This window comes from Streptomyces tanashiensis (assembly GCF_014648895.1).
Classification (GTDB): domain Bacteria; phylum Actinomycetota; class Actinomycetes; order Streptomycetales; family Streptomycetaceae; genus Streptomyces; species Streptomyces tanashiensis.
Genome location: NZ_BMRZ01000001.1, coordinates 198,495 through 221,786, shown reverse-complemented (window position 1 = coordinate 221,786; position 23,292 = coordinate 198,495). Strand labels below are relative to the sequence as shown.

The following is a 23,292-nucleotide window of genomic DNA, read 5'->3' as shown; positions in this document are numbered from 1 at the left end:
GGGACCTGACTCATGGGAGCGCAGCTCCGGGTCTACAAGCGTCGCATCAAATCCGTCACCGCGACGAAGAAGATCACCAAGGCGATGGAGATGATCGCCGCCTCGCGTGTCGTCAAGGCGCAGCGCAAGGTGCAGGCGTCGACTCCGTACGCGACCGAGCTCACGCGCGCGGTCACGGCGGTGGCCACGGGTGCGAACGACAAGCACCCGCTGACCACCGAGGCGGAGAACCCGAGCCGTGCCGCGGTCCTGCTCCTCTCGAGCGACCGTGGTCTGGCCGGTGCCTTCAACTCCAACGCCATCAAGGCGGCGGAGAAGCTCATCAAGAAGCTGGAGGGCGAGGGCCGCGCGGTCGACATCTATGTCGTCGGACGCCGTGGTGTCGCGCACTTCAACTTCCGTGAGCGGAAGCTGAGCGACACGTGGACCGGCTTCACGGACGAGCCCACGTACGCGGACGCCAAGAAGATCGCGGCACCGCTGATCGAGGCGATCGAGAAGGACACGGCCGAGGGCGGTGTGGACGAGCTCCACATCATCTACACCGAGTTCGTCTCGATGATGACCCAGACGGCGATCGAGGCCCGGCTGCTGCCCCTCAGCCTCGACGAGGTGGCGAAGGAGGCCGGCGAGCCGGACACCCTCCGACCGCTGTACGACTTCGAGCCGTCGGCGGAGGACGTCCTCGACGCCCTTCTGCCGCGCTACGTCGAGAGCCGGATCTACAACGCGCTGCTCCAGTCGGCTGCCTCCAAGCACGCCGCCACGCGCCGCGCGATGAAGTCGGCGACCGACAACGCGGGAGACTTGATCAACAACCTCTCCCGACTTGCCAACGCGGCCCGCCAGGCCGAAATCACCCAGGAAATCAGCGAGATCGTCGGTGGCACCGCAGCCCTGGCCGACGCGACCGCGGGGAGTGACAAGTAATGACGACCACTGTTGAGACGGCCGCCGCCACGGGCCGCGTCGCCCGGGTCATCGGCCCGGTCGTCGACGTGGAGTTCCCCGTCGACGCGATGCCGGAGATCTACAACGCCCTGCACGTCGAGGTCGCCGACCCGGCCGAGGAGGGCAAGCTCAAGACGCTGACCCTCGAGGTCGCGCAGCACCTCGGTGACGGCATCGTCCGTACCATCTCGATGCAGCCCACCGACGGTCTGGTCCGCCAGGCCCCCGTGGTCGACACCGGCGACGGCATCACCGTGCCCGTCGGCGACGTCACCAAGGGTCGCGTGTTCAACACGCTGGGCCAGATCCTGAACGAGCCCGAGGCGGAGGCGGAGGTCGGCGAGCGCTGGTCCATCCACCGCAAGGCCCCGGCGTTCGCGGACCTCGAGTCGAAGACCGAGATGTTCGAGACCGGCCTGAAGGTCGTCGACCTTCTCACCCCGTACGTCAAGGGTGGAAAGATCGGTCTGTTCGGTGGCGCCGGTGTCGGCAAGACCGTTCTGATCCAGGAAATGATCATGCGTGTGGCCAAGCTGCACGAGGGCGTTTCCGTCTTCGCCGGCGTCGGCGAGCGCACCCGTGAGGGCAACGACCTCATCGCGGAAATGGAAGAGTCCGGCGTTCTGGACAAGACCGCGCTGGTCTTCGGCCAGATGGACGAGCCCCCGGGCACCCGTCTCCGCGTCGCCCTCGCCGGTCTGACCATGGCGGAGTACTTCCGCGATGTGCAGAAGCAGGACGTGCTGTTCTTCATCGACAACATCTTCCGCTTCACGCAGGCCGGTTCCGAGGTCTCGACGCTGCTCGGCCGCATGCCCTCCGCGGTGGGTTACCAGCCGAACCTGGCCGACGAGATGGGTCTCCTCCAGGAGCGCATCACGTCGACCCGTGGTCACTCGATCACCTCGATGCAGGCGATCTACGTCCCCGCGGACGACCTGACCGACCCGGCCCCGGCCACCACCTTCGCCCACCTCGACGCGACGACGGTTCTCTCCCGTCCGATCTCCGAGAAGGGCATCTACCCGGCCGTGGACCCGCTGGACTCCACGTCCCGGATCCTGGACCCGCGCTACATCGCGCAGGACCACTACGACGCCGCCACGCGCGTCAAGGGAATCCTGCAGAAGTACAAGGACCTCCAGGACATCATCGCGATCCTCGGTATCGACGAGCTGAGCGAGGAGGACAAGCTCGTTGTCCACCGCGCCCGCCGTGTCGAGCGCTTCCTGTCCCAGAACACCCACGCGGCGAAGCAGTTCACCGGCGTGGACGGTTCGGACGTTCCGCTCGACGAGTCGATCGCCGCGTTCAACGCGATCTGCGACGGTGAGTTCGACCACTTCCCGGAGCAGGCGTTCTTCATGTGCGGTGGCCTTGAGGACCTCAAGAACAACGCCAAGGAGCTCGGCGTCTCCTGAGCCCCGTGCTCGCCCGAGGGGGACGGGATCCGTCCCGTCCCCCTCTCCACGCCCCCTAGAATTGACCCCAACACCCGGCACGACCGCCGGGTGGTGACCCGAGGAGCCACCCTTGGCTGCTGAGCTGCACGTCGAGCTGGTCGCCGCGGACCGGAGTGTCTGGTCCGGCGAGGCCACCCTGGTCATCGCGCGTACCACCTCCGGCGACATCGGCGTCATGCCCGGCCACCAGCCGCTGCTCGGTGTGCTGGAGTCGGGCCCGGTGACCATCCGTACGAGCGAGGGCGCGACCGTCGTCGCCGCCGTCCACGGAGGATTCATCTCGTTCGCCGACGACAAGCTGTCTCTGCTCGCGGAGATCTGCGAGCTGGCGGACGAGATCGACGCCCAGCGCGCCGAGCGCGCGCTGGAGCGTGCGAAGACGGACTCCGACGCCGCCGCCGAGCGGCGCGCCGAGGTCCGGCTGCGCGCGGTATCGGTCCGCTAGCGGACCGCGCCGAGCAGGAGTGCCCTCAGCCGCGGCACGATCCGGAATTTTCCGGACCGTGTCGCGGCTGAGGCGATGCAGATGCAGGTTGTATTCGGTTCTGCCGGCCGTGCCGGCTACGGGACGCAGCGAGGAGGTCGGTGAAGATGTTCCTCGCTCTGCTCGTGTGCGGCCTGGTCGTCGCACTGGTGGTGATCGGGCTCTTCGTCTTCGGCTTGCGCCGGAGACTGATCCAGCGCGCCGGCGGCACCTTCGACTGTTCGCTGCGCTGGAACATCCCCGACGAGCCGGATCCGACCGGCAAGGGCTGGGTGTACGGCGTCGCCCGCTACAGCGGTGACGAGATCGCCTGGTTCCGTGTCTTCTCGTACTCGCCCCGCCCGCGCCGTGTCCTGGAGCGCGCGTCCATCGTCGCCCTCGAGCGCCGGATGCCGGAGGGCGAGGAGGAGCTCGCGCTCCTCTCCGACGCCGTGATCCAGCCCTGTATGTACGAGGGCGTCCGCCTGGAGCTCGCGATGAGCGAGGACGCCCGGACGGGCTTCATGGCCTGGCTGGAGGCGGCGCCTCCCGGCCAGAGGGTGAATGTGGCCTGAGGCATGAAGAAGCGGGGACGGCGTGCTGCGCCGTCCCCGCTTCTTCTCGTGTCCTAGTTCAGGCCGGTGTTGATCGCGCCGACCAGCTCGCCGTTGCTGGTGTCACCGCTGAACTCCCAGAAGAACGCTCCGCCGAGGCCCTGGTTCTTGGCCCAGCTCATCTTCGAGTTCACGGTGGCGGGGGTGTCGTAGCTCCACCAGTTGGTGCCGCAGTGGGCGTACGCGGTGCCGGCGATCGTCCCGTTGGCCGGGCAGCTGTTCTTGAGGACCTTGTAGTCCTCGATGCCCTGCTCGTACGTGCCCGCCGCCGGGCCCGTCGCCGTGCCGCCGGGGGCGGACTGGGTGACGCCGGTCCAGCCGCGTCCGTAGAAGCCGATGCCGAGCAGCAGCTTGTTGGCGGGGACGCCCTTCGCCTTGAACTTGGCGATCGCCTCGGCGGAGTTGAAGCCCGCCTGCGGGATGCCGGCGTACGAGGTGAGCGGGGAGTGCGGGGCCGTCGGGCCCTGCGCCGCCCAGGCGCCGAAGAAGTCGTACGTCATGACGTTGAACCAGTTCATGTACTGCGCGGCGCCCGCGTAGTCGGCGGCGTCGATCTTGCCGCCGGCGGAGGCGTCGGCCGTGACGGCCGCGGTGACCAGGTTGTTGGCGCCGAACTTGGCGCGCATGGCCTGCATCATGTTCTTGAAGGAGGCCGCGCCGCTGGTGTCGCAGGACAGACCGCAGGCGTTGGGGTACTCCCAGTCCAGGTCGATGCCGTCGAAGACGTCGGCCCAGCGCGGGTCCTCGACCAGGTCGTAGCAGGACTGGGCGAAGGCGGTCGGGTTCTGCACGGCCTGGCCGAAGCCGCCGGACCAGGTCCAGCCGCCGAAGGACCAGAGGATCTTGATGTTCGGGTAGGCCTTCTTCAGCTTGCGCAGCTGGTTGAAGTTGCCGCGCAGCGGCTGGTCCCAGGTGTCGGCGACGCCGTCGACGGACTGGTCGGCGGTGTAGGCCTTGTCGTAGTCGGCGTAGGCGTCACCGATGGTGCACTTGCCGCCGGTGACGTTGCCGAAGGCGTAGTTGATGTGGGTGATCTTGGACGCGGAGCCCGAGGTCACGATGTTCTTCACGTGGTAGTTGCGCCCGTAGACGCCCCAGTTGGTGAAGTAGCCCATCTTCACGGCGTTCGGGAGGGGCTGGCCGCCGCCTCCGCCGGTGGTGCGGACGGCGACCGGGCCGGCGGCGGGGCCGGTCTGGTCGATCGTGTCGCGGGCGACGACGGTGTACGAGTAGTCGGTGCCGGCCGTGAGGCCGCTGTCCGTGAAGGTGAGGGCGGTGGTGGTGGTCACCTTCGTGCCGTCGCGCAGGACGTCGTAGTTCTTGACGCCCTTGTCGTCGGTGGCCGCGGTCCAGGTGAGCTTCGCCGAGGTGTCGGTGATGTTGGAGGCGACCGGGGTGCCGGGGGCCGAGGGCGGGTTGTCGCCCGGCTGGGTGGTGCCGTCGCAGGGAGCGCCGTTGATCTTACAGCCGGTGGGCGCGCCGGAGCCGGCGCCGTTGTAGCCGAAGGAGACGGAGGCGCCGGGGGCGAGGGTGCCGTTCCAGCCGACGTTCTTGGCGGTCCAGTGGGTGCCGGAGCTGGTGACGGTGGCGTCCCAGGCGGAGGTGACGGCGGTGCCGGAGGGGTAGTCCCACTCGACGGTCCAGGAGCTGATGGTGGTGGTGCCGGTGTTCTTGATGGTCCAGTTGGCGCCGAAGCCGGTGCCCCAGTCCTGGGTCTTGGTGTAGGTCGCGGTGGCCGAGGTGGCGGCTTCCGCGGGGGAGGCGAGGCCGACCATGGCGGCCAGCGGCAGGATCAGGGCGGTCAGTCCGGCGGCGGTCCGGTGTCTGAACCCTGTTCTGCGCGTCGGTGCTTGAGTGCTCAACGGTGCTCCTCAAGTTGCGGACGGACAAGGTGGGGGTGGTCCGTGAAGATGCGCGCGCCCCGCGAGCGTAGGAAGGTCTGGACCAATCGTCAAGAGGTCCAGACCATCGTCGGCAAAGTTCTTCTAAACCCCCAACTCCTGTGCCAGCACGGCCGCTTGGACCCTGCTGCGCAGCTCCAGCTTCCCGAGCACCTTGCTGACGTGTGTCTTCACCGTCGCCTCCGCCATGTCCAGCCGTACCGCGATCTCCGCGTTCGACAGACCCAGGCCCAGCGCCGACAGCACCTCCCGCTCCCGCGGCGTCAGCACGTCCAGTACGGCCGAGTTCGCCACCGGACGCCTCGGGGCCGCGAACTCCGCGATCAGCCGCCGCGTCACCGCCGGGGCGATCAGGCCCTCCCCGCGCCCCACCGTCCGGACCGCCGTGATCAGGTCCTTCGCGTCCGTGTCCTTCAGCAGGAAGCCCGAGGCCCCGGCCCGCAGCGCCCCGAAGACGTACTCGTCCAGGTCGAACGTCGTCAGGACGAGCACATCGGCGAGCCCCTCCGACACCACCAGACGGGTGGCCGTCACCCCGTCCATCCGGGGCATCTGCACATCCATCAGGACCAGATCCGGGCGCAGTTCGCGCGCCAGCTCCACCGCCCGCTCGCCGTCCGCGGCCTCGCCGACCACCTCGATGTCCGCCGCGCTGCCCAGGATCAGCACCAGCCCCGCCCGCACCGCGGACTGGTCCTCGGCCACGACCACCCGGATCGTCATGCGTTCCCTGCCTTCTCGTCCGCGGGCAGCACCGCCCGCACCTGCCAGACCGCTCCCGCGGCCGCCGCGCGGAACTCCCCGCCGAGCAGCTCCGCGCGCTCCCGCATCCCCACCAGACCCGAACCCGTCCCGGGCGCCGACGGCCCCGGCCGCTTCCCGCACGGCGAGTCCACGGCCACGGTCAGGACCCCGTCGCCGCGGCCGACCCGTACGGTGACCGTACCGGGGGAGGCGTGCTTGACCGCATTGGTCAGCGACTCCTGCACGATCCGGTACGCGGCCAGCTCCACCGGCGCCGGCAGGGCGGCTCCGTCCGCGGGCCGGGTGTCCTCGAGGACGAACTCCAGGCCGCCGGACGAGCCGTTCGTACGGGCCCGGGCGAGCAGACCGTCCAGCGCGTCGAGACTCGGCACCGCTCCCGGCTCCGCGTCCCCGCTGCTGTCCCGCAGCAGGCCGATGAGCCGTCGCATCTCGGCGAGGCCCGCCACGCTGTTCTCCCGGATCACCGTCAGCGCCTGCCGGGTGGTGGCCGGTTCGTCGAGGGAGAGCGCGGCCGTGGAGTGGATCGCGATCGCCGAGAGGTGGTTCGCGACCATGTCGTGGAGCTCTCGCGCCATCCGGGCCCGCTCGGCCACCACGGCCTGCGCCCGGTCCATCTCGGCGAGCAGCGCGGTCTGTTCGGCCCGCAGCCGGGCGGCGTCCGCCGCCTCGCGGTGGTTGCGGACGATGGCGCCGGTGATCGCGGGGAGGAAGCAGATCATGCCGGTCAGCACCCCGATGAGGAGCCCGAACGCGTTCTGCCACCAGATGAGGAAGACCGCGGTCACCGCGACCGTGATCAGGCCGGTCGTGTACGGGATGCGGCGCGCGGAGGCGGCCGGGCCGTACACGACGGCCGCGTAGACCACGTCCGTGAACATCAGGACCGTCGCCAGGTTCCCGTTGGTGAACTGGTCGGCGACGATCGCGAGGGTGCCGACGACCAGCGCGGCCCGGGGGACGGTGCGGCGCACGGCCTCCGCCCCGGACATCACGGCCAGCGGGATCAGTGTCGCCCAGCGCTGTCCGAAGACGTGGTCCCCCGTCACGTACAGCCCGAACGACCAGAGGACGAGGCCGCCGACGAGGCCGACGGCGGCGATGAACAGGTCGGTGCGGTGCGGGCGGGGGAGTGTCACGTACTCATCCAACACGCCCCCGCGCGCGCGGACCTCCTCGTCCGGGCCGATCCGCGCGCCCGCCGGCCTCCGTCGAAGGATGTAGTCGTACTTCGTCAACGGCGACGACGAACGGGGCCCGGTCCCACGGGACGCTGAAGGGGAACCGAAAGGGGAACGCCGTGATCGTCACGCTGATCGTGCTCTGCGAGGTCGGCTTCTGGGTCCTGCTGGCCGCCGGCCTCGCCACCCGCTACCTCCTGAAGATGCCCCGGACGGGTATGGCGCTGCTCCTGTGCGAGCCGCTCCTGGAGATCGTGCTGCTCGTCGTCACCGCGATCGACCTCAAGAACGGCGCCGACCCCAGCTGGAAGCACGGTCTCGCGGCGCTCTACATCGGCTACACCGTCGGGCACGGCCACCGCACCGTGAAGTGGCTCGACGGCCACGCCGCACACCGCCTGGGCGGCGGGCCGCCGCCCCCGAAGCCCCCGAAGTACGGCATGGCGCGCGCCCGCCACGAGGGCGCGATCTGGCTCGGCACGCTGGTCGGCGGCGCCGTCGCCACCGCCCTGCTCCTCCTCGCCATGGCGTACGTCGGCGACGACGGGAACACCGACGGCCTGCGGAGCTGGATGTTCGGCGCCTGGCGGGCCGTCGGCATCCACGGTCTGATCGCGCTCAGCTACCTCGTCTGGCAGAAGAAGGAGCCGGAGCAGAAGTCCGGGACGGGTTCAGCGGTCCCCGCCCGGGACCCAGAGCACGTCCCCGACCTCCTTGTTCGCCGTCCTGGCAAGGATGAAGAGCAGGTCCGATAGCCGGTTGAGGTACGTGGCGGTCAGGGCGTTCATCGTCTCGCCGTGCACCTCCAGGGCCGCCCAGGTGGAGCGCTCCGCCCGCCGGACCACCGTGCACGCCTGGTGCAGCAGGGCCGCCCCGGGCGTGCCGCCCGGCAGGATGAAGGAGCGCAGCTTGTCGAGCTGCTCCAGGAAGCGGTCGCAGTCGGCCTCCAGCTTGTCGACGTAGCCCTGCTCGACGCGGAGAGGCGGGTACTCGGGGTTCTCCACCACCGGCGTGCAGAGGTCCGCGCCCACGTCGAAGAGGTCGTTCTGGATCCGGGTGAGGACCTTCACGAGCTCCTCGTCGAGCCGGCCCAGGGCGATGGCCGTCCCGATGGCGGCGTTGGCCTCGTTGGCGTCGGCGTAGGCCGAGATCCGCAGATCCGTCTTTGCGGTCCGGCTCATGTCACCGAGCGCCGTGGTGCCCTTGTCGCCGGTACGGGTGTAGATGCGCGTCAGATTGACCATGGGATCAGCCTAGTGAGGCACCGGCGCTCCGGAACGTGCGTGTGCCGACCGTCACGGCGAGCGCCGTCAGTCCGAGGGCGACGAGCACCCCGTACAGCATGGTCGGCGTCGTGTAGTGGCCGATGTACGCCTCCCGGACCGCGTCCACCAGATAGCGGAACGGCATGAGGTGGGAGACCACGTCGAGCCAGCCCGGGGCGAGGGCCATCGGCAGCATCAGGCCCGAGAGCAGCATCGCCGGCATCGCGAGGGTGTTGATCGCGGGTCCGAACTCCTGCGGGGTGCGCAGCTTCAGGGCCAGCGCGTACGAGAGCGAGGCGAGCGCGGCGGAGAGCAGCGCGACGAAGCCGAAGCCGACGAGGATCCCGACGACCGGCGCCCGCAGGCCCATCGGGATCGCCGCCAGGACGAGCAGGACCGCCTGGAAGACGAAGAGCGCGGCGTCCCGCAGGACCCGGCCGAGCAGCAGGGCGAGCCTGCTCACCGGGGTGACCCGCATCCGGTCGAACACCCCCCAGCCCTTCTCCATGATGATCGAGAAGCCGGCGAACGAGGCGCCGAAGAGGCCGAGCTGGAGCAGCAGGCCGGGGACGAGGATCTGCCAGGAGTCGCCCTCGCGGCCCAGCGGGAGGCCGGTGAGCAGCGGCCCGAAGAAGAGCAGGTAGAGCAGCGGCATCAGGACGCCGAAGAAGATCTGGAACGGGGAGCGCAGGGTCTGGCGGGCGTAGCGCCCGAAGAGGAGCGCGGTGTCGCGGAGCAGCATCGGGGTCTCCTAGACCGCTACGGGGGTGGTGTCGGCGGGGGCCGGGCCGCGGCCGGTGACGGCGAGGAAGGCCTCCTGGAGGGTGGTCGCGCCGTGCGCGGCCTTGAGGCCGGCGGGGCTGTCCTCGGCGACGACCGTGCCCTTGTCCACGATCACCAGCCGGTCGGCGAGCGCGTCGACCTCGTCGAGGTAGTGCGTGGTGAGGACGACGGTGGTGCCGTGCTCGTCGCGCAGCCGCCGCACCAGCGCCCACAGGTCGGTGCGGCTGCCGGGGTCGAGGCCGGTCGTCGGCTCGTCGAGGAAGAGGACCTCCGGGCGGTGGGTGAGTCCCATCGCGAGGTCGAGCCGGCGGCGCTGGCCGCCGGAGAGCGCCGGGGTCCTCCGGTCGAGGAGTTCGGTGAGGCCGAGGTCGGCCGCGAGCTCCTCGGCGCGGGCCGCCGCGCCCGCCCGGTCCTGGCCGTAGAGCCTGGCCTGGGTGACGAGCTCGGAGCGGACGGTCTCCTGGGGGTCGAGGCCGCCGGACTGGGCGACGTACCCGATGTGCCGGCGTACGGCGGCGGGGTTCTCGACGAGGTCGTGGCCGGCGACGGTGGCGGTGCCGCCGGTGGGCGGGAGGAGCGTCGTGAGCATCCGCAGGGTGGTGGTCTTGCCGGCGCCGTTGGGGCCGAGGAGTCCGAGGATCTCGCCGGGCCGGACGGTGAGGTCGATCCCCCGTACGGCTTCCACGGGGCCGTTCCTGCCGGTGAAGGTCCGGGCGAGCCCGGCCGTGCTGATGATGGGCATGGCGACCACGAAAACAGAGTCACTGTAATTTTGCAACGCCTCCAAAATTACAGAGATGGCAAAACTGCATCGGCGCCGAAGTTTCAGGGAGCCTAGGATGAGCCCATGGCCGAGGGACTCAGGGAACGCAAGAAGCGCGAGACGAAGCAGCGGATCTCGGACATCGCGACCGGGCTCTTCCTGGAGCACGGCTTCATGGCCGTGACCGTCGCGGACGTCGCCGAGGCGGCGGACGTCTCCGTCAACACCGTCTACAACTACTTCCCGGCCAAGGAGGACCTCTTCCTCGACCGGATGGACGGCGTCACCCAGCGGCTCGCCCGCATGATCCGCGGCCGCGACCGGGGGGAGTCCGCCGCCCGGGCGGTCCTGCGGGAGCTGCGCCAGGACATCGGGGCCGTGTCCCCGGCGTACGGACTCATGGACGGCTTCGACGCCTTCATGAACGTCATCGAGCACGCGCCCCCGCTCAAGGCCCGCCTCTTCCACCTGCGCGACCAGGTCCACGAGGCCGTCGTCGCCACCCTGCGCGAGGAGACCGGCGCGGCCGCCGACGACCCGCTGCCGCTGCTCGTCGGCGGCCAGATCGCCTGGATCGAGAGCGCCGTCGTCGGCTACATCACCGGCGAGATGACCGCCGGACGCAAGGCGACCACCGTCTCCCGCGAGGCCCTCGTCCTCCTCGACGAGATCGAGGAGCTCCTCGGCGAGAAGGTCCTGACGTACGCGGTGCGCGAGGGCTGAGACCTCCCCCGCGCACCCGCCGCGCCGCCGGACGCCGGGCGGCGGCCCGGAGAAGGGGTGTCGTGAGTGTGACGTCCGTCAAAGAGGGCGTGACGCGCATTACTTCGCGGTCACATGACGCCCCGCGACCGCTAATCTCCGCCGGAGAGCCAGAAGTGAACAGGCGTTAAGGGGTGGAACATCGTGGCCAGGAAGCTCGCCGTCATCGGGGCCGGACTCATGGGATCCGGCATCGCACAGGTCTCGGCACAGGCGGGCTGGGACGTCGTCCTGCGTGACGTCACCGACGCCGCCCTGACCCGCGGCACCGACGGCATCAAGGCGTCGTACGACAAGTTCGTCGCCAAGGGCAGGCTCGGCGCCGAGGACGCGGAGGCCGCGCTCGGCCGGATCACCGCCACCACCGAGCTCGACGCCGTCGCCGACGCGGACATCGTCGTCGAGGCCGTCTTCGAGAACCTCGACGTCAAGCACGAGATCTTCCGCTCGCTCGACAAGATCGTCAAGGACGGCGCCGTCCTCGCCTCCAACACCTCCGCGATCCCGATCACCAAGATCGCCGCGGTGACCGAGCGCCCCGAGGCCGTCGTCGGCGTCCACTTCTTCTCGCCGGTCCCGATGATGCAGCTCGTCGAGCTGGTCCGCGGCTACAAGACGAGCGACGAGACCCTCGCCACCGCCCGCGCGTTCGCCGAGTCCGTCGGCAAGACCTGCATCGTCGTCAACCGCGACGTCGCCGGCTTCGTCACCACCCGCCTCATCTCGGCCCTCGTCGTCGAGGCCGCCAAGCTCCACGAGTCGGGCGTCGCCACCGCCGAGGACATCGACATCGCCTGCAAGCTCGGCTTCGGCCACGCCATGGGCCCGCTCGCCACCGCCGACCTCACCGGCATCGACATCCTGGTGAACGCCGCCAACAACATCTACACCGAGTCCCAGGACGAGAAGTTCGCGCCCCCGGAGCTGATGCGCCGGATGGTGGACGCGGGTGACATCGGCCGCAAGAGCGGGCAGGGCTTCTACAAGTACTGAGCCGGACCCGCCACCCCGCCCTCACTCCGTGGGGTGAATTTCGGTATCGGTTCGCTGACAAGGCGCAACGTATCTGCCGGTGCGGCAGTCAGTTGTTGCGAAGACGGAGCACTCTCGGGGAGCGCATATGCACATCAGGGGCGACCACGTCGAGCTGGTCGTCGGGGGCCGCCTCGACGTGCGCAGCGCGGCGGACGCCCGTACGGTCCTGCACTCGGCCGTCGACGACGGAGTCGGCGACCTGGTGCTCGACCTGACCGGCCTCGACTCCTGGGACGCGACCGGACTCGGCGTCATCATGGGCGCCCACCGGAGGGCCGGCCGCTGCGGCCGGCGCCTCGTCCTGCGCGGAGTGCCGCCCCAGATGCAGCGGCTCCTCGTCGCCACCCGACTGCACCGCATCCTCGCCATCGAGGGCGGCCTCGCCCTCGAGTCCCTGCCCCGGGTGTGACCCTCCGGGGCGCCCCCGGCGCCCCCGCCGTCTGTGAAGCAGCTGTGTGAACCAGGCGTCACGCTCAATCCTCACAAGACCGTGACGTCTTGGTCTCGGGAGCACCCCGGCTGTTCCCGAGGGTCTGACCACGGTCTAGGGTTCGGTCGCCCGCACAATGACGGACCCGCCCGCACAGGACGGAACCACCGGCGGGCACAGGACACCGCTTCTTGGGGGCTTGCACCATGGACCCGATCAACCCTGGGTCGGAGGAGTACGGTCACGACACCGAGGGCGAGGAGGCCCGTCAGGGCCGCGGCGTGCCCGCACAGACGCCCCCGCGTGCCCGCGTCGTCCGGCTCGTCTCCGGCGAACTGCTCCTCACCGTCAACCCCGTCGACGGCAGCGAGATCGAACCCTGCCCGCCCGGGCAGGAACCGGCCGCGCCCCGCCCCCGCACCCCCGAGGAACGCGCCGAGGCCGCCCGCGCCGCCGCCCCGCCCGTCCCGCCGGGCCCCGCCGCACCCGAGCTGCCCCTCCTGGAACGCCAGGAGGAGCGCGAACGGCTCACCGGCATCCTCGGCCGCGGCCGCTGCGCCCGCCTCGTCGGTGCCCCCGGATCCGGCCGCACCGCCCTCCTCGACGCCGTCGCCGCCGACTGTGCCGGCCTCGCCCCCGACGGCGTGGTCCGCCTCTCCGGTCACCACCGCACCCCCACCGAACTCCTCCACGAGCTCGTCACCGCCGTCCGGCACGCCCCCGACCAGCGCCCCGACCGGGCCGGCCTCCTCGACCGGCTCGGCGACATCGGCGCCGTGGTCGTCGTCGACGACCTGGAGTTCGGCGGCGCCGCCCTCGACGAGCTCCTCGCCGCCGCCCCCGAGTGCGCCTTCCTCCTCGCCGCGGGCCCCGACACACCCGCCCCCTCCGCCGACGCCCACGTCGAGGAGATCCTCCTCGCCGGCCTCGGCCGCGCCGCCGCCCTGGAGCTCCTGGAGAGCGCCGTCGGCCGCACCCTCACCGAGGACGAGGCCAACTGGGCCGGGGACCTGTGGTTCGAGTCCGAGGGCCTCCCGCTCCGCTTCGTCCAGGCCGGCGCCCTCCTCCGCCAGCGCGACCGGTTGCGCGTCACCCCCGCCGAGTTCGACGCGTTCGGCGCCCTCGAAGAGGCCTTCGGACCCACCGACCCGGCGGCCGCGGCCGCCGTCGCGGCCGCCGCCTTCGACGGCATCGACGACCCCGACGTCGAACTGCGCGACATACCGCTGCCCAGCCTCGGCGAGGGCGCAGCACCGGCCGCCCTCCTCGCCTCCCGCCTCAGCCGCTCCGCCCAGGCCGCGCTGCGCTTCGCCGTCGCCCTCGGCGGCGAGGTCCCGCACCAGGCCCACCTCCCGGCGCTCGTCGGCGACACCCACGCCGACGCCGCCCTCGGCGAACTCATGGCCTGCGGACTGCTCTCCCCGGTCGGCCCCCGCTACCGGCTCGCCGCCGGAGTCCTCACCCAGCTCCTCGCCCACGGCTACGAGCACGGGGCCGCCGACCGCGCCCACACCGTCGCCCAGCACTACGCCTGGTGGGCCGCCCACCCCTCCGTCACCCCCGAGCGGGCCGCCGCCGAGTCCGACGCCCTGCTCGCCGCCCTCGCCGCGCTGATCCCCGGCACCGGGGACGCCGCCCCCGAGCACCGGGCCACCGCCGTCCTCCTCGCCCGCGCCGCCGCCCCCGCCTTCGCCGCCGGACTGCACTGGGGCGCCTGGGAACGCGCCCTGCGCGCCGGCCAGGAGGCCGCCCGGCTCACCGGCGAGGTCGCCGAGGAGGCCTACTTCCACCACGAACTCGGCGTCCTCGCGATCTGCGCCGGCAACCTGGAGCGCGCCCGCGCCGAGCTGGAGGCCTCCATCGGGATGCGCGGGGTGCTCGCCGACAAGCGCGGCACCGTCGCCGGCCGCCGGGCGCTCGCCCTCGTCTCCGACCTCTCCGGGGCGCACACCGCCGCACCCCGCGCCGAGGAGCCCGTCTCCCCGCCGCGCGGCACCCCCGCCCTGCGCGGCCCGGCCGCCCGCCCCGCCCTCCCGCGACCGGAGCCCGTCACGGCCCCGCTGCCCGGCGGGCCCGTCCGCACCCCGGCGAAGGCGCCGGTCCCCGCGTTCCCCGACTTCGCCGACGAGGGCCCGACGCTCCTCACGAGCCCCGACACCGCCGAGGGCGGCGGCCGCCGCCCCGGCCTCAAGGGCGGCATCCTCAACGGCGCCCGCCGCAACCTCGTCGCCGTCGGCGCGGGCGCGCTCCTCGTCGCCGTCCTGGGCACCGTCGTGACCCTCGGCGCCACCTCGGGCAACGGCGAGAACCCCGCCACCGACCGCGTCACCTCCGACAGCACCGCGAGCGAGAACGGCACCGACGACGGCCTCGACGGCGAGGAGCCGCCGGCCGAGGGCGAGGCCGACCCGGGCGAGACCGGGAAGGCGACCCGCTCGGACTCCCCGAGCCCCACCGTCTCCGGCAGCGCGTCGCCGTCCTCCTCGACGGACCCGTCGACCTCGGGCTCCGCGTCGCCCTCGGACAGCCCGTCGGAGACGACCGGAGCGCCGACGGCGACCACGACACCGCCCACGCGGCCCACGACGACCCGGCCGCCGACGGCCACCTCGTCGCCGAAGCCGACCACGACGACGCCGAAGCCGCCGACGACGACCACCACCCCGCCGCCGACCACCACTCCGCCGCCCACGACGGTCCCGCCGACGACGACCCCCCCGCCGGAGTCGGGGGAGGCCACGACCCTCGGCGCCTCCTCCGGCACCCCCGCCGGCTCGGAGTCGCCGGCCTGACGCCCGTACGGACACGACGACGGCCCCGGGTGCGTCCACCGCACCCGGGGCCGTCCCCGTACTCGTCCTTGCGCCGCGGCTAGAACAGCCGCAGCTTGTCGTCCTCGATCCCGCGCAGCGCGTCGTAGTCGAGGACCACACAGCCGATCCCGCGGTCCGTCGCGAGGACCCGCGCCTGCGGCTTGATCTCCTGGGCCGCGAAGACACCCTTCACCGGCGCCAGGTGCGGGTCGCGGTTGAGCAGCTCCAGGTAGCGGGTCAGCTGCTCGACGCCGTCGATCTCGCCGCGCCGCTTGATCTCCACCGCGACCGTCGCGCCGTCGGCGTCCCGGCACAGGATGTCCACGGGGCCGATCGCGGTCGGGTACTCGCGGCGGATCAGGGTGTAGCCCTCGCCGAGGGTCTCGATGCGGTCGGCGAGCAGCTCCTGGAGGTGCGCCTCGACGCCGTCCTTGATCAGACCCGGGTCCACGCCCAGTTCGTGCGAGGAGTCGTGGAGGATCTCCTCCATCGTGATGATCAGTTTCTCGCCCGCTTTGTTGATCACGGTCCAGATGCCCGCCTCACCGTCGACCCCCTCCTTCAGGGTGCACGGCGGGGACATCCAGTTGAGCGGTTTGTACGCCCGGTCGTCCGCGTGGATGGACACGCTGCCGTCTGCCTTCACCAGGATCAGACGGGGCGCGGAGGGCAGGTGGGCCGTGAGTCGACCCGCGTAGTCCACGGAGCAACGGGCAATGACGAGACGCATGGTCGCCAACGCTACAAGACGGGCGCTCTTCCGCGCGATTCGGGCATCGGCCCGGCGCCGGGTGGGGGTCGTCGTGAGCCGAACACCCGTCGGTTATCAGCCGGTTGTGTGCCCATTCTTCTGGTGCCGCCCGGACTGCGCGCTTACCGTGGAAGCTGGAGGTCGTCGTCCGTGCACGCTGCGTGGCGTACGACCGGCCTTCGTCCCTGCCCGCAAGACCCCGTCCGCGGGGTCGCGAGAGGAGAACCCATGTCGCTCGACGTCTCACCGGCACTGTTGGAACAGGCCGAGCGAGGCGAGGTCGACGAAGCCGACTTCGTCGACTGCGTCCGGACCTCCCTGCCCTACGCATGGGAGATGATCAGTTCTCTGGTGGCACAGCTGAAGGTCGACGGCGGAGAGTTCGCCGACAACCAGACGCCGCCGCCGAATGAGCAGGCACGTGGTCAGCTGCTGCGCGCGCTCGCGAGCGATGCCATTCGTGGTGCGCTGCAGCGGCACTTCGGGGTGCGTCTCGCCTTCCAGAACTGCCACCGCGTGGCGGTCTTCCCGCTGGACCCGTCGGTGGACGAGCGGCTCGCCCGCTTCACGTCCGTACGGGGACAGCTGCTGAACCAGTCGCCGGAACTGCGCGACTGCTGAGACATGGTGCTGCCGCTCCGCATCGCGGGAGGACGCGACCGATGCGAGCCGACGCGCATCGCCGCCGACAGGTGCCGGAGCGGCAGCACAGTCCCGGACGGGACCGCTCTCACACCAGGAGCGGCAGGACCTCCGCGCCCAGGCGCCGGACGTTCTCCTCGGTCGCCGCGAGGTCGCCCGAGCCCTCCGCGAGCAGGGCGAAGCGCGTGATGCCCGTACGCTCCGCGGTCGCCGCGAGCCGGTCCGCCGCGAGCCGGGGCGTGCCCACCGGGTGGAGCCCGCACAGCAGCTCCGTGTACGCGACGGGGTCCCGCATGGCCCGGTGCCGGCCGTCCACCGTGACATGCGCGTCGAGCCCCTGCCTGAGCCAGCCCGGCATCGCCTTCACCAGCGCCTCCGCCGCGTCCGCCCGCCGGTCCGCGAGCTGGGCCACCCCCGCCGAGACATGGCCGGCCGCGATCCGCGCGATCTCGTCCGGGTCCCGCCCGGCCTCCCGCGCGCACCGGGCCCAGGCCGCGACCATCTCGGCCTTGTCCTCGTCGCCGCAGTGCATGCCGAGCAGCATCGGCAGTCCGCGCTCGGCCGCGAGCCGCACGCTCTTCGGCGAGGTGCAGGCCACCACCACCTCGGGGGAGGCCGCCCCGCCGATCAGCTCGTCGGGGCGGGGCACCACGGGCACCTCGCGGAACGCGAATCGTTCCCCCGCGGCGCCGACGCGCGGCTCGGTCAGCCAGCGCAGCAGCAGGTCCAGCGATTCGGGGAACCCCTGCTCGTACGCCTCCAGGCCCGCGCCGAACACCTCCAGGTCGACCCACGGCCCGCCCCTGCCCACCCCGAGGGTGAACCTGCCGCCCGAGGTGAGGTGCAGCAGCGCCGCCTGCTCGCCGAGGGCGACCGGGTGGACGGTCGGCAGCACGCTCACCGCCGTGCCGACCCGGAGCCGCCGGGTGCGGCCGAGCAGCAGCGCGGCCAGTGTCACGGCCGAGGGGCAGACCCCGTACGGCACGAAGTGGTGCTCGGCGAGCCAGACGGAGTCGAGCCCCGCCTCCTCGGCCACCTCGGCGGTCCGCACCGCCCGGTGCAGTGCCTCCCCCTGGCCCTGGCCCGGGAACTGGGCTGCCAGAACGAACGTACCCACGCGCATCGCCTTCTGCCTCCTTGCGGCCGACGCGTATCTCCCCTCGCACAGGCACCAACGTCTGACACGTGCCAAAGGCAACGGCCGTTCATGAAGTTCTTGCGATTTTCGGCTAAGCCGTCCCGGACGGGGCCCGGGGCACCGGGTGGCGGCCCGTAGGCTGGAGGGAACGGTCCGTGTTCCCAGACCCTGTGAGGTGTGCCCGTGTCCCCGCGTCACAACCGCTCCCGAGGCGGCGAGAAGCCCGTGCAGCAGGGCGATCACGGCGACCGGTACGGCGGCGCGCAGCGGACCGAGACCTGGCAGGGCGAGGAGTGGTACGTCCGGCTCGTCGCCGGGGCGAGCGCACCCGGCAAGCGCTACCGCTGCCCGGGCTGCGACCAGGAGATCCCGCCCGGCGCCCCGCACGTGGTCGCCTGGCCGGAGTGGGGCGGGGTGGACGACCGCCGCCACTGGCACAAGGCCTGCTGGAACGCGAAGGACCGCCGCACCAGCAGGGTGCAGCGGTCCCGTAACGCGCCGAGGTACTGAGGGTCAGACGTCCCGGCTGTTCAGCAGGGCGAAGGCACCGCCCAGCGCCGCGGCCGCGACCGCCGCCATGATCAGCAGCGGCTCCCAGCCCGCGGGGCCCGAGTCGCCGAACGGCGGCCGCTCGCTGTACAGCGCGATCATCTGCGAGGGGATCGCGTAGGTGAACAGGAACTCCTGCACCGACTTCAGCGCCTCGGAGAACATGAACAGCGCCGCCACCAGCGGGAGCAGCAGCAGGCCGATCATCACCGTGATCGCGCCGGCCGAGTGCCGGATCAGCGTCCCGACCCCGAGCGACATCAGCCCGAGGACGGCCAGGTAGGCGCCCGCGCCGACCGTCGCCCGCAGCCACTCGCCACCCGTCGGCGCCGCCGCCGTGTCCACGATGCCGACCTGCGCCAGCGCCACGAGCGTCGCGACCACCGTGGTGACCGAGAAGACCAGCAGGAAGAAGACGATCGCCTTCGCCAGGAGCACCCGCGCCCGGCTCGGGCAGGCCGTCAGGGTCGTACGGATCATGCCCGTGCCGTACTCGGAGGCGATCGTCAGGACGCCGAGCGTGATCACGCAGATCGACGCCGGCAGCATCCCGAAGAAGCCGAAGCCGAGCGCGGACTCGTCGCCCATCGGGGCGCCGGAGCCGGACGCGATGGCGGCCACGCCCAGACCGATGGCGAACATCAGCAGGATCATGACCCCGAGCGTCCACATCGTCGAACGCACCGAGCGGATCTTCGTCCACTCGGAGGCGAGCGCGTCACCGAGGTGCGCGGCGCGGACCGGGATGGGGGAGACGTAGGCGTGCGGCGCCGGGGCGTGGTGGTGGGTGGGGGCGGTCATCGGGCGTCCTTCGGGGTGTCGCTCGGCTGCGGGAGGCCCGGCTGCGGAGCGGCCGGAGGGGCGTACGGACCCGGCGCGGGGGCGTAGGAGCCCTGCGGCGCCCCGCCGTACGGGTTCTGTCCGGGCGGCGGCGGGGCGTACCAGCCCTGCTGCGGCACCTCGTGGACCGGCGGCTGCGGCGGCATGCCGTACCCCGGCTGCCCCGGCTGCACGGGCGGCTGGAGGTGGGCGAGACGGTCGTCGGTGGAGCGGTAGTCCACGGCGCCCTGCGTCATCCGCATGTACGCCTCCTCCAGCGAGGCCTGGTGCGGGGACAGCTCCCAGAGCCGCACGTCCGCGCCGTGCGCCAGGTCGCTGATCCGCGGCAGCGGCAGGCCGGTGACGCGCAGCGCGCCGTCCGGCTCGGACAGCACCTGGCCGCCGGCCTCCGTCAGCACCGAGGTCAGCTTCTCCCGCTGCCCCGGCTCGGTCCCGGGGGTCCGCACCCGGGCGAAGTCGGCGGAGTTCGCCGAGATGAAGTCCGTGACGCTCATGTCCGCGAGCAGCTGCCCCCGGCCGATCACGATCAGGTGGTCGGCCGTCAGCGCCATCTCGCTCATGAGGTGGCTGGAGACGAAGACCGTGCGGCCCTCGGAGGCCAGCTTCTTCATCAGGTTCCGCACCCAGAGGATGCCCTCGGGGTCCAGGCCGTTGACCGGCTCGTCGAAGAGCAGCACCTGCGGGTCGCCGAGGAGGGCCGCCGCGATGCCGAGCCGCTGGCCCATGCCGAGCGAGAAGCCCTTCGAGCGCCGCTTGGCGACGTCCTGGAGACCGACCACGCCGAGGACCTCGTCGACGCGCTGCGCCGGGATGCCGGCCAGCTGCGCGAGCGACAGCAGGTGGCTGCGCGCGCTCCGGCCGCCGTGCACGGCCTTGGCGTCCAGCAGCGCACCGACCTGCCGGGGCGCGTTCGGCAGCTGCCGGAAGGGGTGGCCGCCGATCGTCACCTGGCCCGCGGTGGGCCGGTCGAGCCCCAGGATCATGCGCATCGTCGTCGACTTGCCGGACCCGTTGGGCCCCAGGAACCCGGTGACGACACCGGGCCTCACCTGGAAGGAAAGGTTGTACACGGCCGTCTTGGCGCCGTAGCGCTTCGTCAGGCCGACTGCCTCGATCATTCTCCAGCCCCATCGACAGGTCGGTCTCATCCATGTCGGGGCGTGGCGGCCGTCGGCCGGAGCCCCCCGTATGAGCTAGGAGCTTATCCAGCCGTTGACGGTTCCGGCGAAGCGGAGAGAGCCTCCGGGCGGCCCCCGGGGGAAAACTCGGGGTTCTCCCCCAGGGGACGCGCGCGATCGTTCCGGAGGGTCAGGCGTCCCGGTTCTTCAGCACCAGGTAGCCGCCGAGCAGCGAGACCGCCACCCAGAGCAGCATGATCCCGAGCCCGCCCCAGGGGCCGTACGGTGCCTTCTCCGAGCCCATCGCGTCCGGGACCACCTGCATGATCTTGGAGCCGGCCTGGTCGGGGAAGTACTTGGCGACCTCCTTGGCCTTCGGGACGGCCGAGAGGATCTGCGAGATCAGGAAGAAGAACGGCACCAGGATGCCCAGCGACAGCATCGAGGAGCGCAGCATCGTCGCCACGCCCATCGAGAAGATCGCGATCAGCCCCATGTAGAGGCCGCCGCCGACCACCGCGCGCAGCACGTTGTCCGCGCCCAGGTCCGTGCGGTGCTCGCCGAGCAGCGCCTGGCCGAGGAAGAAGGAGAGGAAGCTGGTCGCCAGGCCCACGACCAGGGCGAGCCCGCCGGCCACCGCGATCTTCGAGAAGAGGAAGGTGGCGCGCTGCGGGACCGCCGCGAGCGAGGTGCGGATCATGCCCGAGGAGTACTCGGTGCCGACCACCAGGACGCCGAAGACCACCATCGCCAGCTGCCCGAGGATCATCCCGGAGAAGCTGGCGAACGTCGGGTCGAAGGTGGCCTGCTCCACCTCGCTGAGATCGTCGAAGGTCGACTTGAACAGGGCGCACAGCGCCGCGCTCATCGCCACCGTGACGAGGAGGGCGCTCGCCAGTGTCCAGACGGTCGACGACACCGTCCGGATCTTGGTCCACTCGGACTGCAGGACCGCGGATGCCGCTGCCATCGTTCAGGCTCCCTGGGAGGTCGTGCCCCACTGGGGGCCGGGCGCCGCGGCGCCGCTGTGTACGTCGGTGCCGTGCGCGTGGTACTCCACCGCGCCGGCCGTCATCTGCATGAACGCTTCTTCGAGGGAGGCGCGCTGCGCGCTCAGCTCGTGCAGCACGAGCCCGTTCTCCGCCGCCAGCTCGCCCAGCTTCTCCGTCGTCGCCCCGTCCACCTCGAGGGTGCCGTTGCCCGCCTCGACCACGACAAAACCGTTGGCGTGGAGCACGTCCCGCAGTCGTTCCTGCTGCGGAGAGCGCATCCGCACATAACTCCGGGAATTCTGCTGGATGAAATCCGCCATCGACGTGTCGGCCAGCAGTTTTCCCTGCCCGATCACGATCAGATGATCGGCCGTCAGCGCCATTTCACTCATCAGATGGCTGGAAACGAAGATCGTCCGGCCCTCGGCCGCCAACGCCTTCATCAGATTGCGGATCCAGTGAATTCCCTCGGGGTCCAGACCATTGACGGGTTCGTCGAACATCAGGATCTCGGGATCACCGAGGAGCGCCGACGCGATGCCGAGCCGCTGCCCCATGCCGAGGGAGAAACCCTTCGACTTCTTCCTCGCCACCGGCGTCAGACCCACCAGGTCGAGCACCTCGCCCACCCGGCTCGCCGGGATGCGGTTCGACTGCGCCAGACACAGCAGGTTGTTGTACGCGGAACGGCCACCGTGCATCGCCTTCGCGTCCAGCAGCGCCCCGATGTACTTCAGCGGCTCGGCCAGTTCCCGGTAGTGCTTGCCGTCGATCCGGACCGTCCCGCTCGTCGGGTTGTCCAGGTCGAGCATCATCCGCATCGTCGTCGACTTGCCCGCCCCGTTCGGCCCGAGGAAGCCGGTGACCACGCCAGGACGGACCTGGAAGGAGAGGTGGTCGACCGCGGTCTTCGTCCCGTAGCGCTTGGTCAGGCCCTCAAGCTCGATCATGCGTCCCAACCTACGGGCGCGCAAAACCCTCCGCCACCGGAATGACGGAGGGTTCTGGCAGATGCCGCCTCTTCGTTACGCGACGGCCGCGCGGGTCATCGCGACTGCTGCGCCGGGACGCCGGCCGTGCGCTCGTCGTCGATCGGGGAGCCGGCCGCCGCCACCGCGGCACCGGTCAGCGTCGCCAGCATCTCGCGGACGTTGGTGAGCTGCGCGTTGATGGAGTCGCGGCGGTTCGTCAGCGCCGCGAGCTCGCGCTCCGATTCCGAACGGATCCGGTCGGCCTTGGCGTTCGCGTCGGCCACGATGTCCTCGGCCTGGCGCTGCGCGGTCTCCACCGTCTGACGGGCCCGGCGCTCCGCGTCCGTCCGCAGCTTCTCGGCCTCCAGGCGGAGCTGCTCGGCGCGGTGCTCGATCTCCGCGAGGCGCTTCTCGGCCTTCGCCTGACGCGAGGCCAGGTCCCGCTCCGACTGCTCGCGGCGCTTCGCCAGGTTCGTCTCGAAGTCCGCGGCGGCCTGGGCGGCCTTGGCGCGGGTCTCCTCGAAGAGGGCGTCCGCCTCCTCACGCTTCGACTGCGCGTCCTTCTGCGCCTCGGCACGCAGCGAGTTGGCCTCGCCCTGCGCCTTCTCGACGATCCGGACACCCTCGTCCTCGGCCTTCGCCTTGCGCTCGGCCGCGAACGACTCCGCGTCGTTGCGCACCTGCTGGGCGGCCGACTCGGCCAGCTCGCGGTGCTGCTCGGCGGCGCGACGGGCCTCCTCACGCAGGTCCTTCGCCTCCTCCTCGGCGAGCCGGAGGATCTTCTCGACCCGGGCGCCGAGCCCCGCGTACGACGGCTCGGCGTCGGTGACCTGCGCCTGGGCGTTCTGCGTCTCGAGGTGGAGCTCCTCGATGCGCTTCTCCAGCGAGGTGATGCGGGACAGGGCGCTGTCGCGGTCGGCCACGAGCTTGGTAATGCGGTCGTCCACCTGACCGCGGTCGTAACCGCGCCGCACGAGCTCGAAGCCGAAGGGAGAGGAAGTGTCGCTCATGGGGTTCCTGTCGAATGAGACCGGTGAGGTGTTAGAGGGAATCCTAGGGGCCGAAGCGGCGTGTCATCGAGCGTATGCCCGTTTGATCTGGAGAA

At 71.3% G+C, this 23,292-nt stretch carries 24 protein-coding genes; 11 read left to right on the top strand and 13 right to left on the bottom strand.

Annotation, left to right across the window (positions count from 1 at the left end; genetic code table 11):
- Positions 1 to 12: 12 nt before the first annotated feature.
- The 4 genes from IE237_RS00925 (at position 13) to IE237_RS00910 (ending at position 3,452) form a co-directional block, all read left to right on the top strand.
- The gene (locus IE237_RS00925; RefSeq protein ID WP_189799851.1) at positions 13 to 930 is read left to right on the top strand and encodes a F0F1 ATP synthase subunit gamma; all 918 of its coding nucleotides are present in this window, start codon (positions 13 to 15) and stop codon (positions 928 to 930) included.
- The gene (gene atpD / locus IE237_RS00920) at positions 930 to 2,372 is read left to right on the top strand and encodes a F0F1 ATP synthase subunit beta (RefSeq protein ID WP_189799850.1); all 1,443 of its coding nucleotides are present in this window, start codon (positions 930 to 932) and stop codon (positions 2,370 to 2,372) included. The genes IE237_RS00925 and atpD overlap by 1 nt, the downstream gene beginning before the upstream one ends.
- Before the next feature lie 112 nt (positions 2,373 to 2,484).
- A complete protein-coding gene (locus IE237_RS00915; protein WP_189799849.1) occupies positions 2,485 to 2,859 on the top strand; it encodes a F0F1 ATP synthase subunit epsilon in 375 nt (124 codons plus the stop codon).
- 146 nt (positions 2,860 to 3,005) lie between these two features.
- Entirely contained in the window at positions 3,006 to 3,452 is a 447-nt protein-coding gene (locus IE237_RS00910; RefSeq protein WP_189799848.1) for a DUF2550 domain-containing protein, read from the top strand.
- A 53-nt stretch (positions 3,453 to 3,505) separates the two neighbouring features.
- Here IE237_RS00910 and IE237_RS00905 read toward each other — a convergent pair whose 3' ends face one another.
- The 3 genes from IE237_RS00905 to IE237_RS00895 form a co-directional block, all read right to left on the bottom strand.
- Entirely contained in the window at positions 3,506 to 5,353 is a 1,848-nt protein-coding gene (locus tag IE237_RS00905; protein WP_370468133.1) for a glycoside hydrolase family 18 chitinase, read from the bottom strand.
- Positions 5,354 to 5,476: 123 nt separating this feature from the next.
- Entirely contained in the window at positions 5,477 to 6,115 is a 639-nt protein-coding gene (locus IE237_RS00900) for a response regulator (protein WP_189799847.1), read from the bottom strand.
- Complete coding sequence (locus IE237_RS00895; RefSeq protein ID WP_189799846.1) at positions 6,112 to 7,293, bottom strand: sensor histidine kinase; 1,182 nt, start codon at positions 7,291 to 7,293, stop codon at positions 6,112 to 6,114. Before IE237_RS00895 ends, IE237_RS00900 begins: the two co-directional genes overlap by 4 nt.
- Before the next feature lie 161 nt (positions 7,294 to 7,454).
- Here IE237_RS00895 and IE237_RS00890 point away from each other — a divergent pair, with 161 nt between their 5' ends.
- On the top strand, positions 7,455 to 8,090 hold the full coding sequence (locus IE237_RS00890) for a hypothetical protein (protein ID WP_189799845.1): 636 nt from the start codon (positions 7,455 to 7,457) through the stop codon (positions 8,088 to 8,090).
- Here IE237_RS00890 and IE237_RS00885 read toward each other — a convergent pair.
- Genes IE237_RS00885 through IE237_RS00875 form a run of 3 tightly spaced genes read right to left on the bottom strand, consistent with a single transcriptional unit; the run spans position 8,007 to position 10,125 of the window.
- Positions 8,007 to 8,579: a cob(I)yrinic acid a,c-diamide adenosyltransferase gene (locus IE237_RS00885; protein ID WP_189799844.1), complete on the bottom strand. Its 573-nt coding sequence runs from the start codon at positions 8,577 to 8,579 to the stop codon at positions 8,007 to 8,009. The genes IE237_RS00890 and IE237_RS00885 overlap by 84 nt on opposite strands.
- 4 nt (positions 8,580 to 8,583) lie before the next feature.
- Positions 8,584 to 9,342, bottom strand: a complete 759-nt coding sequence (locus IE237_RS00880; RefSeq protein ID WP_189799843.1) for an ABC transporter permease — start codon at positions 9,340 to 9,342, stop codon at positions 8,584 to 8,586.
- Positions 9,343 to 9,351: 9 nt separating this feature from the next.
- Complete coding sequence (locus IE237_RS00875) at positions 9,352 to 10,125, bottom strand: ABC transporter ATP-binding protein (protein WP_189799842.1); 774 nt, start codon at positions 10,123 to 10,125, stop codon at positions 9,352 to 9,354.
- A gap of 105 nt (positions 10,126 to 10,230) precedes the next feature.
- Between IE237_RS00875 and IE237_RS00870 the strand changes: the two genes are divergently transcribed.
- The 4 genes from IE237_RS00870 to IE237_RS00855 all read left to right on the top strand — a co-directional run bounded on the left by IE237_RS00870 (position 10,231) and on the right by IE237_RS00855 (position 15,165).
- Positions 10,231 to 10,869: a TetR/AcrR family transcriptional regulator gene (locus tag IE237_RS00870; protein WP_189799841.1), complete on the top strand. Its 639-nt coding sequence runs from the start codon at positions 10,231 to 10,233 to the stop codon at positions 10,867 to 10,869.
- A gap of 183 nt (positions 10,870 to 11,052) precedes the next feature.
- A complete protein-coding gene (locus IE237_RS00865) occupies positions 11,053 to 11,901 on the top strand; it encodes a 3-hydroxyacyl-CoA dehydrogenase family protein (RefSeq protein WP_189799840.1) in 849 nt (282 codons plus the stop codon).
- Positions 11,902 to 12,028: 127 nt separating this feature from the next.
- The gene (locus IE237_RS00860) at positions 12,029 to 12,352 is read left to right on the top strand and encodes an STAS domain-containing protein (RefSeq protein WP_030210572.1); all 324 of its coding nucleotides are present in this window, start codon (positions 12,029 to 12,031) and stop codon (positions 12,350 to 12,352) included.
- A 227-nt stretch (positions 12,353 to 12,579) separates the two neighbouring features.
- Positions 12,580 to 15,165 carry an ATP-binding protein gene (locus tag IE237_RS00855; RefSeq protein ID WP_189799839.1) on the top strand — a complete coding sequence of 862 codons (2,586 nt, stop codon included), beginning with the start codon at positions 12,580 to 12,582 and terminating at the stop codon, positions 15,163 to 15,165.
- A 79-nt stretch (positions 15,166 to 15,244) separates the two neighbouring features.
- Here the strand turns inward: IE237_RS00855 and nucS are convergent, their stop codons facing one another.
- Positions 15,245 to 15,916, bottom strand: a complete 672-nt coding sequence (nucS, locus tag IE237_RS00850) for an endonuclease NucS (protein WP_041131270.1) — start codon at positions 15,914 to 15,916, stop codon at positions 15,245 to 15,247.
- 249 nt (positions 15,917 to 16,165) lie between these two features.
- Here nucS and IE237_RS00845 point away from each other — a divergent pair, with 249 nt between their 5' ends.
- Entirely contained in the window at positions 16,166 to 16,558 is a 393-nt protein-coding gene (locus IE237_RS00845; RefSeq protein ID WP_015036224.1) for an SCO5389 family protein, read from the top strand.
- A 109-nt stretch (positions 16,559 to 16,667) separates the two neighbouring features.
- On the opposite strand, the gene IE237_RS00840 is transcribed toward IE237_RS00845, so the two are convergent.
- A complete protein-coding gene (locus tag IE237_RS00840; protein ID WP_189799838.1) occupies positions 16,668 to 17,702 on the bottom strand; it encodes an LLM class flavin-dependent oxidoreductase in 1,035 nt (344 codons plus the stop codon).
- 198 nt (positions 17,703 to 17,900) lie between these two features.
- Between IE237_RS00840 and IE237_RS00835 the strand changes: the two genes are divergently transcribed.
- Complete coding sequence (locus tag IE237_RS00835) at positions 17,901 to 18,227, top strand: Rv1322 family protein (RefSeq protein ID WP_189799837.1); 327 nt, start codon at positions 17,901 to 17,903, stop codon at positions 18,225 to 18,227.
- A gap of 3 nt (positions 18,228 to 18,230) precedes the next feature.
- Here IE237_RS00835 and IE237_RS00830 read toward each other — a convergent pair whose 3' ends face one another.
- The 5 genes from IE237_RS00830 to IE237_RS00810 all read right to left on the bottom strand — a co-directional run bounded on the left by IE237_RS00830 (position 18,231) and on the right by IE237_RS00810 (position 23,197).
- A complete protein-coding gene (locus IE237_RS00830; protein WP_189799836.1) occupies positions 18,231 to 19,067 on the bottom strand; it encodes an ABC transporter permease in 837 nt (278 codons plus the stop codon).
- Positions 19,064 to 20,224 carry an ABC transporter ATP-binding protein gene (locus IE237_RS00825; RefSeq protein ID WP_189799835.1) on the bottom strand — a complete coding sequence of 387 codons (1,161 nt, stop codon included), beginning with the start codon at positions 20,222 to 20,224 and terminating at the stop codon, positions 19,064 to 19,066. The genes IE237_RS00830 and IE237_RS00825 overlap by 4 nt, the downstream gene beginning before the upstream one ends.
- Positions 20,225 to 20,414: 190 nt before the next feature.
- Positions 20,415 to 21,194: an ABC transporter permease gene (locus tag IE237_RS00820; RefSeq protein WP_189799834.1), complete on the bottom strand. Its 780-nt coding sequence runs from the start codon at positions 21,192 to 21,194 to the stop codon at positions 20,415 to 20,417.
- A gap of 3 nt (positions 21,195 to 21,197) precedes the next feature.
- The gene (locus tag IE237_RS00815) at positions 21,198 to 22,166 is read right to left on the bottom strand and encodes an ABC transporter ATP-binding protein (protein WP_189799833.1); all 969 of its coding nucleotides are present in this window, start codon (positions 22,164 to 22,166) and stop codon (positions 21,198 to 21,200) included.
- Between the two features lie 95 nt (positions 22,167 to 22,261).
- Positions 22,262 to 23,197 (bottom strand): coiled-coil domain-containing protein, encoded by a 936-nt coding sequence (locus IE237_RS00810; protein WP_116158785.1) that lies wholly within the window; start codon positions 23,195 to 23,197, stop codon positions 22,262 to 22,264.
- Positions 23,198 to 23,292: the final 95 nt, after the last annotated feature.